Here is a 13,470-nt window from a genome sequence, read left to right as displayed (position 1 = left end):
GCCAGTCACCCAGAAGTGGTTACATTAATCCAGAGATGAGTCTCGCGATACGCGTTCGCAATCGTCGGCTCTCTTGGTGGTTCGCCGCGATAGAGCAAATACGCCAATCTGAGTCGCGGACCGGTCAGTTTTGGCGCGATGCTGTGTGGAACCGTGTCACTCTGGTTGTGTGCCAGCGTAACTGAAAGCCGATATAGCTCGCTCTCGCGTACAGTCATTGTCCCATCGTCTGATACTTCCTGAAGTTCGACGACGGTCGTGTATCTGATCGTCTCGTGCTCATGGTTTTCTAGCCCAAGGACGATCTGCCTCTGTTGGCCGCTCGTGAATTCTGTGGGATAGTCTCTGGCAACAAGGTCGCCATCAGCTGTCTCGGTCAGCAGATACATCTCTGTGATCCCCTCCTCGTCGGTTGGCCCACCGACGCCAAACCCGAGGGTTATAGCTGTGAGCACAACCCCGACGATCAGCAGTATATTCAGTCCGAGGTCGACCCGGGTCGGCGGTTTTCCGAGTCGGTGACGGATAGTTCGGTACCAGGGCCCGATGGGGACGGTATAGCGATCCTCGGCCGGAAGTGCCCTGCGTCGTTTTATACCGACCACAGTGGCGAGGAGCACGAACCCGGCGACAGTGACGAATAGTGTGACGGTTCTAAACTCCCAAGGAGATATCTCGAGAAACAGCCCGCAGAAAATAACGAGCGAAATGCTCGTCGCAAGGGAGAGAGTGAGCCGTTCAATCCCGTCGACTTGGTCACTAATACTTCCCGTCGTCTCAGCAGCGTCGACGCCAGCAGATGTCGGGTGATTCTGTGGTGGTGCCCCGGGAAATAGGACGGCAATAAGTGCGTAGCCTGGAATAAACAGGACAAACGGAACGCCGACAATGACTCGCAACGGGGACGAACGGAGAACAGGCACGAACACTGTGAGGCCAGTCGCGGCTACATAGAGGAGAACAATCAGCAGATCGGCGGGGACTGCGTGCACAAATCCGGGGAGCAACCGAACAAGAAACGATCTGTTCGACATCTAGTGTGTTTGGTTCATTGATCCATAATATTAGTATCCCTAGGTGGTTCAGGCCTTGCTCCGCCTCGACAGCGCTACAACCTCGATAGTTTGTACCCGACCACTGGGTCACCGACTGTCGTATCGTTCTCCACGACATCGATCTTATACTCATCGTCAGTGCTGTCCCACCGAACAGATGAGTTGACGCTAACACAGCAGTCGTTCGCACCGTTGCCTGTCGGGTCCAGATGAACACTCAAGTGAGTGCCTGGTTCGGAGATCCCTGTGGAGATAGTTGCCTCTCCATCTGTAAGCGTCACCGAGCCGGTGGTGGCTTCACGCGACTTTGAATCAATGTCTAACTGTTGTTCCGTCCCATCGTCTTTGATCGCTTTGAGGGCTCCGCTATTCGCATCTGTGAACAGTTTGACGCCCGTTTCCGGCGGGGACGGGGATGACTTCGGGATGAACGTGATATCCGTCGTTTCACCGCGGGCTTTCGGGAGCCACGAATTCCCCTTTACTGACATCGAAAAGTAAAACAAATTCGTCAGGTGTACCCTGGCTTCGGTTTCGGGCTCAGCAAACGTCCACCGCATCGCAGTAATAGGGGGAGATGCATCAGTCAGGTCCAAGATAACGACTGCATCCGAGTTGTTCTCCTTCGTCGCAACCTGTTCCCAGTTCCCACTAGAAGACCGTACTTCGATGGAGAGATACTGTGGTTTCGCCTGATCCCGGAACATCACCATCACTCGTCCGGGTCCCCAGTCTTCGGCAAGGCCTTCGATAGTAATCTGTGCCGGGAAGTCTTCTGATTGGTTCCAACCGGCCCAGAGCTTTGGCCCAGGCTTGAACAGCGTGTGGAGTCCCGCACCGGCACTCAACGGAGTGTGGCTGACGTCGGCCCACGCATCAGCAAATCCGAGTACATTGTCCTGTGCCCCAACCGCATCAGTTGCGTGTGGATGCATCCCGGGCAGTATCATGTCGTGGACATGGTTGTTCGTGTCATAGGGTCCTTTGAGCGTTCCATTGGACAACTGAACGCTACCGGACAGTTCCAGTCGCTGCGTCTCGCTATCGAAGGTTGCATCGAACTCCTCGTTGTCACCAAATGTTACTGTCTGGTCCGTTCCAACATGGAGCGAGTCGACAGCTAACGAGCCCAATGTCGCGTCAATGCCAGTAATATCGTCACTCTGTATCGCAGTGTCTACGCCGACAGTGTCCGAATCCCGCTGCTCTATCGAGGTCGCCCCAGTGAAATCAAGCTTCGTAACATCAGCACTTACGCGAGAGCCGTCCTGCAGCACGTCAATACCGGTACCGCCGTTCCCGGTGAGTCCTCCACAGCCGGCGAAAAGAGAGAGTCCGGAAAGCCCTGTCACAGCTAGGAGTTTTCGCCGCGAGAGTGCAGTCGTCTCTATCTGTGCCGACCGTGAGTCCCCTGACCCAACCATTGGATCAGGCGTTGATTATACTATACCATAATTATAAGGCACGTACTGTGGGACAAGCTGAGTTTTCACACGTCTACTGTACTACCGAACTTGATCGCAACTCTACAAACCGAGTCGGTACCGTATTGGGTCCGTCACGCCGCGACAGTTAGAGATATCCCAGGTCTTCTAATCTACTCTCGACAGCTGAGTCTTCAATAGTGCCGAGGTCCGAGTACCACTCCTGTAGTGGCTCCTGTATCTCAGGTCGGCTCACGAAGTCACTTACCGCGTCAAGCAGTTCCGTCGGCGCAGCCTGTTTCGGTTTCGGATATAATTCATCTGGATCAGACGCTAACTGATAGAATTCCGTATTGATAACGTTCCAGTCATAATCGTAGGTGTTCACCAATTTCTCTCCTTCTGTCCGGATACCAGCCCATATTTTTCCCGTGTCGTCATCCGGTCCACATAGAAGCCGTTGCGGGCGTGCGGTTGCTGCCGCCTCAGTTCCCTCCCAGACGGTCGGTGGGTCAAGACCCAGAAACCGGAGTATCGTCGGGGCAATATCTATCTGACGGGTGAGACCGTCCGTTAGTCGACCGACATCGCTGTTTGTCAAGAGCGGGACGCGGACCGTTTCGTCGTATAATTGCTTGTGGCTCACAATCCCGTGGTCAAACTCCTCACCATGGTCGGCAGTAATGACAGTCGGGGTATCGCCGAACGTCCGGAGCCACGGCGTCAGATGGGTATCCAGTCGCCGCACAGCCTGTTTGTATAGGCTCCGTGAATGCTGCCGCAGCCACTCGGGATACGCTGTGTCGTCGTACTGGGGTGCCGCTGCGAGCGAAAGCGGTGATAAGACAGGTCCGATCTCCAGTCCGCGTGTTACTCCGGGGAGATACGGTTTATGTGGTTCCATCAGATGGACCCAGAGGAATCGTGGTGGATCGGTGTTTTCCCACCAAGTCTTCGCTCGTTGCAAAACAGTTTCCGCAGGTATCAGCGGCTTTAGTTGCAGAAGGTTACGTGCCCGTTCGAGGCCGAACCGCAGTCGGCTCGAATCCTCAATCCCGCCGTTCCAGAACGTGTCGAATTCGTCACGCCATCGACTCAGCCAGGGGTTCGAAGCGATAAATCCGGCTGTCGAGTAGCCAGCTCGGTTAACCTTCTCGGGCAAGGTCGGGATGTCTGGGTTGACAGTCCCGTCTTTCATCCAGACCTGCGGGTAGTATGATGCTCCAAACAACGCTGGAAAGGTATTGCTCGTGTTTGAGGACGTTGCTATCGCTGCTGTCCGCTCCCAATCGCTATTAGCCGTATACGATCGGAACTCTGGCATCGATCTTAGTGCATCGTCTCTCCAGCAGTCAATCGTCACGAATACGAAATCAGTCATCCCAGACATGACTCTCTCAGAACTAACAGTGATGCAATGTATTTAATTAACAACTACTTTCGCATACAGTACAGGTCAGAGTCCATCAATTACCCTCGTAATCGGCTTCGAGACCTCGATTGGATGGGCTCAATTCGGCATGAAACCGCTCTCCACTGGCTCTACAACTACTGCTATTTTTTCATATTCATAGCCAAGAGACACAGGCTAGTCGACTGTGCGGTCCCTGACTATCGGAGCTTAACTACTGAACAGTTCCGCCTGCTGTCCGGTTCAGGAACCGGTGTCAGGTCTGAACAGGAACCAGAGACTGCGTGGGAATACCGATAGCCACATCGAAATTCCTGGTTGGCATTGACGATCCTGAATAAACCACTGACAGTTGGAGTCCCCTGAGAGCGGCACGGATGTCCGACGTACTCCCGCCGTACTTAGTCCGCCGACTCCTCGTCGGGCGTCCGCGTTCGGTCGCCGCTCGGGAGCAACGAGACCGGCGAGGCCGTCAGATACGGCACCGTTGCGACGAGAGCACCGAACAGGGCGAGCGAGACGCCACCGACGAATATCGCTGCGAGGATAGCTGGCGGCGTCCGCGCGGAGAGGCGGAAGCCGAAGAAGACGAGCCAGCCAGCCCGTTCCAGCAGCTGTAATGCGAGAACCGACAGGCCAAGAGCGAGGCCGGTCGCTGGAATCGCGATTCGAGCAATGTCGGCCAGAATCGTCCGCAAGACCCGCCACTGCGTCGCGCCGGTCGAACGATGGATGCCGATAGCCTGCCGACGCGCGTGGACACCCTGTGCGAACGTCGCCGTGGTACTGCCGACAGTACTCAGCGCCGAGAGGACGACAAGGACGCCGAGGATCAACTGGACGTTCCCGAACACGCCCTCAACGGAGCGCTCGATGGGCGTTCCGGACGCGTACGACCCGCTGCTTGCCACAGCGGATGCCAGCCGGCGATCACCGGTCACCTCGTAGTCCGCCGTGGTGAGGGTGGTCCCGTTGGCTGTCATTCGATAGGTGTACGTTCCGGGCTGGCTCCGTCCCCCGTCGGGGGAGAACCGCGTTTGCGTGACGTTTCCAGGCGGCATATAGACGGTCCGGTTCCGGGAAACACCAGGGCCAATGACGCCCACGTTACGCGTGAGCGGTTCCTGCCAGGGGTTTGCGAGTCCGACCCTGAGCGTTGGCGTCGTCAGGACCGACCCCGATGACGGAGCTATCGACAGCTCCCCGTACAGTTCCCGCTCGGTTCCACGGACGATTTGAATGTCGTGTGTCGCCGTCTGGTCTCCAGACCGGGCCGTTATCGTGTAGTTCCCCGGCTCGCGTGGCAGGGGAACAACGGCGACACCGCTCGATCCAGTTCTGAGCGATGGGCCGTTCACCGTGACGGTGGCGTTCGAAACTCGTTCGCCAGTTTTCGTAACGACAGGGACGGAGAGCCCCGACCCGGGCGGGGCCTGTGCCGGCAACTGGCTCGGAATCTCGATAGCGTTCGGTGAGACGACGGTCACCGAATGTGTGTACTCCCCGGCAGTAGCGTTTGCCGTCCCCAGTTCCGACGCGGTAACGGAGACAGTACTAGTCCGCTCCTGTCCCGGCGGGACAGCCACCGTCGTTGTTCGCTGCTCGCCCTGATACCGGACAGTGACTTCCCGGTCCGCCCGCTCGTTGCCAACGTTTCGGACAGCGACAGTGAGGTTGACTGTGTCACCTTTCGTGACGCGCCTCGGACCCGATAGCCCTGTTACGACAGCGCCCGACTGGTTGGCCGCGACACCGTCGGCGTCGTCGAGAGCTGAGACCGACCCTTTCACGCGAATCATGTGGACCTGCCCTGGCCCGGTCGCCAGGTCGGCCGCGGAGTCAAGCGGCAGAACGAGCAGGTCATCGAGCGTTCTGGGGGCGTCGTACCGCCCGACGATGGTGACCCGGCGAACCCCGGGCTTGACGCTTCCACTGACAGTCAGTTCGTCACCGACCTCGACATCGAGCGTCTGTGCGAGGTCGCTCCCGATGACGGCCTCGTCATGTCGCTGCGGTCGCTGGCCTTCGACCAGCGTGGCCCCGGTGACGTTCGCGAACGCGTCGTACTCCGCCCCGTGAGCCATGTACGGCTGCCCGTCCGAAACCTGAGCGTAGATTATCTCCGGGCTGGCCGGCGTTCCGCCGGCTCGCAGAGCTGAGGCGTACTCAGCGTCGAGTCGGCTGTTCAGCGGGTGGGGCGCGCCGGCTTCGGTGATGGTCCCGGAGCCACCCGCCCCGCCGCCGAGCGGGGACGCGAGGCCAGCCAGTGAGACGACGAGCAGGAACGTGATGCCGAAGACGGTCAGCGTCGCCGCCGTCGGCACGACTGAGCGCCATGAGAGGAACGTGGGTGTGACCCAACTTCTGAGCGTCGCAAGCGTCGACTGCCCGGACTGACCGGATCGAGTATGGCGGTTTCCGAGAGAGGCCGGCGGACGAGTCGCCGCGGGATAAGCCGCGAGTGCACCGGCGACTAGCCCCATCAGGACGAAGATTCCGGCGACGCCACCGACGACGGTTGCACTCTGGCCTGTGACGGTAACGTCGAGCGCGATTGGGAGCCCGACGAAAATCGCGACGTTGACGAGCGCCTTGATAAGGATGAGCCCGACGGCATAGCCCAGCACGACGCCGGTCGTGACGAGGAGACCAGCGCGGAGCGTAAACAGGAGCCCCACGCGCCACCCTGACGCACCGGTCGAACGGATGACCCGTATCGCGTCGAGTCGGTCACGGACGCTCATCCGCGTGACGTTGTAGACGACGATGAGGACCAGCAGTCCGCCGGCGGCCGCCGCGATGCCAAGCGCCCAGAGAACCTGCTCTAAGCCGCCGAGGACATACAGGAGCGCGCTGACAAGCGGTGCCCCCTCACTCGGAAGGCTTCCCAGCCCGGTCCCGCTCGGGCTGTGGTCGATGACGAAGTAACCGGTGACGCCGACCTGCTGTGCGGTCGAGGCGTTCGTCGCGTACCACTGATTGGAGAGGAACATCGTCCCTCGCTCCTGTGGCACGACCGTGAGCGAGACGGTGCCGTTCGACCCGCTGACCGTTCGCGTCCGCTGCTGGGAGACCGGCCCCCGGCCATCAACGCCGTCCGGAATCGTCGGTAATCGCCCCTCCTGCCACTGAGCCGACCCTTCGATGAGTACTCTGGGCGCATCGGGCGGGATGCCGACGAGACGAACGTCGGTCCCGTCTGTGGTCGCCGCCGCTGTCGGGAGCACGGTGACATCCTCACCGGCTTCCGGCGGGCCGTGTTCCGCGTCGTGATAGGTGACCGTCCCGGAGTTCGCAAGCGGTTCGGCGAACGTTTCCGAGTACGTGACGGCGGTGAACAACAGCAGGACCGTGCCGATGAGAAACGCGGCCGTCACGGCGACGACGACGACGGTGAGCCGATCCCGTCTGGACCAGCGAAACAGGAGGGCGTTTCTGTATCCCATCGGTTCGTTAGTTCGTCTCCGTGGACGGGCTCGCGTCCGGCGCCGAGGCGGCATTGGTGACGAGCGTGCCGCCGCGGATGAACAGCCGCTCGTCGAACCGCTGGGCCAGTTGCGGGTCGTGGCTGATGACGACGAGGGCGGTCTCCGTCGATTCCTTCATGCTGAACAGGAGGTTCAGCACCGACTCGGCCGTGTCCGGATCTAGCTGCCCGGTCGGCTCGTCGGCGAGGACGATCTCGGGGCGGTTTGCAAGTGCCCGTGCGATAGCAACCCGCTGTTTCTCGCCCCCGCTCAACGTCGCGGGGTACTGGTGTTCGAGCCCGGCGATACCCAGGCGGTCGAACAGCGTGTCCAGCCAGTCGGGGTCACGGTTGCCCGCGTGTTCCTGCGGGAGCGACGCGTTCTCGCGGGCGGTCAGGTCGCCGATGAGCTGGAAATCCTGAAAGACGAACCCGAGCGTCGTCCGCCGCAGGCTCGCGCGCTGGCGTTCGGACAGGGTACTCGCGTCCCGGCCGTCGACCTCCAGCCGACCGCTAGACGGAGGTTCTAGCAGTCCGAGGACATTGAACAGCGTCGACTTGCCGGCCCCGCTAGGGCCCTGAACGAGCATCGCCGCGTCGGACCCGACGGTAAGTGAGACACCGTCGAGAATCTTGGTGCCCCGTCGTGTGACACACAGCCCTGAGCCGACGAGGACGGGGTCAGTCATTGTCGGCCTTTCTGCCGGCCCCGTATTGTATGCCACGGTTACATACCCCGGAGAGCTGAAGGTGGGTGGTGAGAAGGACCATCGAACCGGGTCCGCTCAGCAACTCGTTCGGTTCCCACCGGGCCGAACAAGGTACACGGAGTCGATCCCTCGGGTGTCATAGACCACATCGTTCTCGTAGCGCCACTCGTCCATCGCCGCAGGCGTGGTCTTCTCGCTCCCCGCCGGGAACAGGTGCGCTCCCGTCGTTCCCCAGGATGCCCGCGATAGCGTCGGGCAGTTGGGTTGCGATCCACCCCCGAGCCACCGGGCGGTCGGCTGGTACGTCCCGTTGGACGCGCCCGGATAGTACAAATCGACAATACGGCTGAACGGGTGGTCGGACGCCCACTGCTCGTCAACGTGGTCCGCGGTGAACGTCGCGGCCGCGAACTGCGATTCGGTCGCGCCGGTCGGGAACGCAAAGGTGTCGAGATTGACGAACGCGATTGGCATCGTCACGACCGCGGCCACTACGACGACGACCGTCAGAACGGTAGCGAGCCGGTGGCTGTGGGTCCTCGGCGTTCCAAGCCCGCCGTCCGGCGACGGCGACCGCCGGTAGGCGACCGACGCGACGCCAATGCCGGCGAGGACGAACACGGGTAGATGAACGAACGTCTGGCCGCGGAGCGCGGTCCCGTAGTACTCCGGCGTCAGCGAGGCGGTCAGCGAGAAGTACACGATGACAATCGGCGCCAGCAGCAACGCCACCACGACCGGGCCGATCAGCCGGCGGTCGCGGCTCGCACGTGGGAGGCCGATGACTGCAAACACCACCGGGACGGCGAAGGCCGCGACGAGCATCAAGAGGCCGATCGGCGTGGTCTGTGTCCCGGGGAACACGGTCCGTACCGCGTTCGCACCCAGCGTCAGGAACCAGAGTCCGACCGCGCCGCCGATGGTCACCCGCTGCAGGCGAGCGCTCGTCCGCTGGAACCAGACAAGCGTCGCCACCAGCACAACGAGCCAGGCCAGGAACAGCCCCGGATACGCGCTGATACGGTCAACGTAGGGGACCTCCAGCAGCGAGCGTTCTGCAATCCGGTAGTACCCCCACATATACATCCAGAAGCCCGCGACGACGGCGAGGGCGGTGACGGCGTCACGACGTGACGGAATACTGGCGAGATGGGCGGCTAAGACCCCCGTCAGTACCAGCGCAACGATGAGCGAGCTAAACGTATGCAGGAGCGGAAAGGCAGCGAACAGGACGACAACAACTGCGCCCCATCGACGCCTGTATCGCTCCGTCGTGAGCAACCGATGGACGGCAATCGCAAACAGTGGCAGCAAGAGGAAGGCCAGTGCTTCTTCGTCGGTCTGGCCAGTACGACGGAGATAGATGCCCTCCACTGCGAGCCCCATCCCGACCACGCCCATCGCCAACGTCGTCCGCGAGTGGCGCCACCGACTCGACTGCGCGAGGCGTTTGACCAGCGCCATCGCCGTCAGACAGGACGCTGCACCGGTGACCGCGACGACCAGCTGGGCGATGTACAGCGGCCGCTCACCGGTGAGCGAACCGACGGCCGTCAGCACAGCGGTAAACACGATGTTGTCCGCGCGGAACCGCGTGAGCGGAAACGTCCCCGTTTCGAGCGTGTCCCTCGCCAGAGCGACGTAGCCGAATCCGTCTAGCGTCGAGGGCAGTGGTGTCCAGTGGAGCGTCGTCAGTCGGGCCGCGACTGCCACGGCCAGCACAGCCACGATGAGCAGCACTCGTCCTGTCCGGCCGTCACTCATTGCCGGGTCCTACAGCGGGTGGGTGTAAGATAGTTACCGCATTTCGACGGCCGACTCCGACCTATGATAGGCTATCGACCTGGAAGTCCCTAGCGCGTTCGACTGCGGCTTCCGCACTGGCACGGTCCATCGGGTCCGCCGAGAAGGCCGCGTGGTCGTATGCCTCCACGACGGTCCGGACCGCGTCGACCTGATCTGTGTCGAGGGCGCTGTCCTCACACCATGCAAGTAATTCCCAGTGCGTCTTTCCGTTCTGAAAGTCCGCAACAGCCCGGATGTCATCGGCGACCGATTCGTATGCCATCGTGACTGCTGAGTCGTACTTGCCGGCCGCGAGGGCTTGCCCCATCTGGTCTGATGGACCGGCGGTCGGTGTGGGAGTGTCGTCGGTGGACTCGATGGCTTGTGGTTCCTCGGTGTCCGTCCTCACGGTCGTCTCTGCCCCATCAGACTCGAGGGTCGCGTCGGAAAACAACCCAAGTCGACGAACGGTGACCTCAAGAATCAGAAGCATAACCGCGGTCAGCAGTGCGGCGATGACTGGGACTGTAAAGAACGAACGGATCTGTGACACGAGCGGCTGTGAACTGCTCCCTGACGGCTCCGTTGAACCACCCGAGGTATCAACGGTCGCCGACGACTCTGCCGCCTCAGGGCCGACTATGATCGATGCGGTCGCGCGCTTGCCCGCAATCGCACGGCCCTCATACGGGATCACGGCCGTGACGGTTTGCTCACCGGTCGTTACGCTTGGCGGCAGCCTGATAGTAGTCGTCACAGTCCCGTTGCTCCCGGTCACCACGCGTTTGAACAGTGTCCCGTCGATGCGTAGTTCGACTGGGACATTGCTCACACCCTCCCCGTTGACGCGCACTGCTGTCGTGACTGTTAGTTCGTCGCCGGTAGCGAGACGGGTCGGTGACCGGTCGAGGGTGAGCGTCGGGGTCACCTGCGTGACACTGGCAGCGACGGTTGCCGTGTCACCGCGATACACCGCAGATTGGGCCGGAATATACTGGACCGTAACGTCAGTGGGACCGGTCCGTGCCGACCGGGGCCGGTACTGGAACGCGAACGAACCGTTACCATCGGTCTCAACGAGTCGTGTTCGGTTTTCGACTTCGAGTCTGACCTGCTCGTTCGCGACGGGCGTCCCGTTCGCCGTCCGCAACGTCCCGCGGATGGTAGCGGGGTTCGTGTAGGAAATCGATCCGGAAATGGCCTGAACGTCGAGAGTCGTATTCACAGTTCCCGTCTGGGTTTGCATTGGCATCTCATTACTGTCGGTAGCGACGGCTGTTGCCCCGCCGATCCCGACAAACAGGACCAGCAGGACCGTTCCGACACCGACGAGCCACGGCTGCAGGGTTGCCACTACCGGACCCGACAGACCGTACGCATATTCTTTTTATCATTTCCGCTGCTGAGCGCTGAAGACAGCAGTTCCAAACCTGATTGCGGGCCACAGCAGGGACTCGAACCGGCGAGTGGACAGTCAGTGATTCCCGTTGGACTTGATCTTGCGGGCGCGCTCCACAGCTGCTTCGGCCCGTGACGGGTCGACTGATGTCGGCGCGAACGCTGCGGCCTCGAAGGTTTCGACCACCGTTTCGATATCTGCTATCCGTTCCTCCGAGATGCCGTGTTCCTGGCTCCGCTGGAGGAGTTCCCAGTGTGTTGCCCCCTCGTCAATCCCGTTTTCCACTGCCAGCACGTCGTGAACTGCGGTGTACGCTAGCATCGCTGCGGCGTCGTAGTTCCCGCTGTCCAGATGCGTCTCGACGCGGTCCTCGAACGTCAGCATCGGTTCGTCTGACGCCGTCGCCGACGGATCAGAGTCAGTCATTGATGCATCACCCGTCTCGGTCTGGACAGGCGAGTCCGCCTCCCGGGGTTGGCGAACCCGTGACACGACAACCCAAGCTGCGGCGACAACCACAAGTGCTACCCCACCACCGAGGACGGGCAGCCAGCTGTAGCCGATAACCCCGTTCCCGAAGACCGCTGAATTCTCATCGGAGCCGAACAGTATCGCCACCAGCGTATCGATGAGCAGATCGTTATCCGAATCTGAGCCGACCGGTGGGTTGCCACCGCCGGATCCAGCCGCCAGCGTTGTCGTTGCAGTCGCATTACCGAGGTTTGCCCGTGGCTCGTCGTACGTTGCGGTAACAGTCACCGATTCGTTGCCTTGGGGATTCTCGAGAACAGTCTGGAACGACCCGTTTCGGTTCGTCTCGACCCACTGTGTTCCGCCAGTACCGATCTGCAGGCGTACCGGGCGACCCACCACTGGGTCCTCCTCAGCAACAGTCTGGAGTTTCCCGCTGACGAGGACTCCGTCATCCATGCGTGATGCACTCACTGAGAGGTTTGTTCGAGTCTCGACGACGACAACAGGGGTTTCCGACTGGACGCCTGCAATTGCTCGGTCTTCATACGGAACCCGGGCGATGACCTGACGCTCACCGTCGTTTACCGTCGCCGGGAGTCGGATCGTTTCTGTGGCGGTGCCGTTCGGTCCGGTCGTCGTCCGCGCAACGACGGTCTCACCAATAGCAAACTCGACTGGGACCGCATCGACACCGTCCGACGCGACTGTCACGGACGCCGTGGCGTTGAGTTGGTCGCCGTATCCCACCACGTCCGGTGCACTGTCGCTCGTCACGTTCGGGGTCACCTGTTGTACGTCAATGGTGAACGTATCGTTGTCGGACAGGTACACCGAGTCAGTTTCTGGGACGTACTCGATCGATATGGATTGCGACCCGAGGCTGGCCGAACGTGGCCGGTACTGCGTTTCGAATACGCCGCTCGAATCAGTCTGGACAGTCCGCGTCCGGTTCTCGATCCTGAGTTCGACCGCCTCGTCCGCGATGGCCGAGCCATTCTCAGTCTGTATCTGGCCGGCGATCGTTCCGGAATCACTGAATGATGCGGTCGAGTCTATCGACCGAGCCGTGAGTGTCGTTCCGACGAGCGTCTCTTCACGGATGACTGCCTGCGTCGCCGTGATGTTCGCTGTCGTCTCGTTGATCTCGGTCTGTCCTGAAGAGAGGTCGACAGACGTCGTGTTCTCGATCCGGTCGAGATTCTGGTTCAGTTCGTTGCTCCTGTCGCTGATGTTCGACGCCGTTCGCTCCATCGCCCGTACAATGGTTCGGGCCTCGCGTTCGTTACCACGCTCGCGTGCCGTCTGATATGCCGCGTACTGTTGCCGATACCGCTGGACCTCGTTCGTGAGATTCCGCTGGTTCTCGCGCGCGGCCTCGAACTCCCTTGCAGCCGTGTCGTCCGTATCCGAGGACGTGTCACCGGCAACCTCGACGTACTGCTCTAGGCGCTTGTCGTAGTCGTCACCGAGAACCGACCGAGCCCGGTCGTACTGGGCGTTCGACAGCGCAATACTGCTGTTTTCCAGCTGTCCGCCCATCGTCCGAGCTAACCAGGTAACTGTTTCGTCGCTGTACTCCCCGTTCGATACCGAATCCGGGTTTTCCTGTTGCGTCTCGTTGTTGTCCGTCGGCGTCTCCACCTGCCGGTTCAGAGCCGGACCCCCGTCGTCAGTTCCCATCGCTGCCACCCCACCAGCGCCCGCTGTAAGTCCAAGTATTGTCAGGGTGGCGAACACCGCCCACGA

Annotated in this window: 8 protein-coding genes; all 8 read right to left on the bottom strand. The window is 61.0% G+C overall.

The genetic code is table 11. The features are described from left to right. Positions 1 to 5: 5 nt before the first annotated feature. The 8 genes from AV059_RS14875 to AV059_RS14840 all read right to left on the bottom strand — a co-directional run bounded on the left by AV059_RS14875 (position 6) and on the right by AV059_RS14840 (position 13,404). Positions 6 to 992, bottom strand: coding sequence for a DUF1616 domain-containing protein (locus tag AV059_RS14875; RefSeq protein WP_195156664.1), 987 nt, complete (start codon positions 990 to 992; stop codon positions 6 to 8). A 116-nt stretch (positions 993 to 1,108) separates the two neighbouring features. Further along, complete coding sequence (locus tag AV059_RS14870) at positions 1,109 to 2,479, bottom strand: hypothetical protein (RefSeq protein WP_058995626.1); 1,371 nt, start codon at positions 2,477 to 2,479, stop codon at positions 1,109 to 1,111. Positions 2,480 to 2,627: 148 nt separating this feature from the next. Continuing rightward, entirely contained in the window at positions 2,628 to 3,803 is a 1,176-nt protein-coding gene (locus AV059_RS14865; protein ID WP_195156663.1) for a sulfatase-like hydrolase/transferase, read from the bottom strand. Between the two features lie 488 nt (positions 3,804 to 4,291). Next, positions 4,292 to 7,336 (bottom strand): FtsX-like permease family protein, encoded by a 3,045-nt coding sequence (locus AV059_RS14860; RefSeq protein ID WP_058995623.1) that lies wholly within the window; start codon positions 7,334 to 7,336, stop codon positions 4,292 to 4,294. 7 nt (positions 7,337 to 7,343) lie between these two features. Next, entirely contained in the window at positions 7,344 to 8,045 is a 702-nt protein-coding gene (locus AV059_RS14855) for an ABC transporter ATP-binding protein (RefSeq protein ID WP_058995621.1), read from the bottom strand. Positions 8,046 to 8,141: 96 nt separating this feature from the next. Next, complete coding sequence (locus AV059_RS14850; protein WP_058995619.1) at positions 8,142 to 9,830, bottom strand: hypothetical protein; 1,689 nt, start codon at positions 9,828 to 9,830, stop codon at positions 8,142 to 8,144. Between the two features lie 61 nt (positions 9,831 to 9,891). Further along, complete coding sequence (locus tag AV059_RS14845) at positions 9,892 to 11,205, bottom strand: DUF4129 domain-containing protein (protein WP_058995617.1); 1,314 nt, start codon at positions 11,203 to 11,205, stop codon at positions 9,892 to 9,894. Between the two features lie 120 nt (positions 11,206 to 11,325). Continuing rightward, positions 11,326 to 13,404 (bottom strand): DUF4129 domain-containing protein, encoded by a 2,079-nt coding sequence (locus AV059_RS14840; protein WP_058997625.1) that lies wholly within the window; start codon positions 13,402 to 13,404, stop codon positions 11,326 to 11,328. Between the last annotated feature and the right edge of the window lie 66 nt (positions 13,405 to 13,470).

The organism is Haloarcula sp. CBA1127 (genome assembly GCF_001485575.1).
Classification (GTDB): domain Archaea; phylum Halobacteriota; class Halobacteria; order Halobacteriales; family Haloarculaceae; genus Haloarcula.
This window is presented reverse-complemented; position numbering and strand designations above follow the sequence as displayed.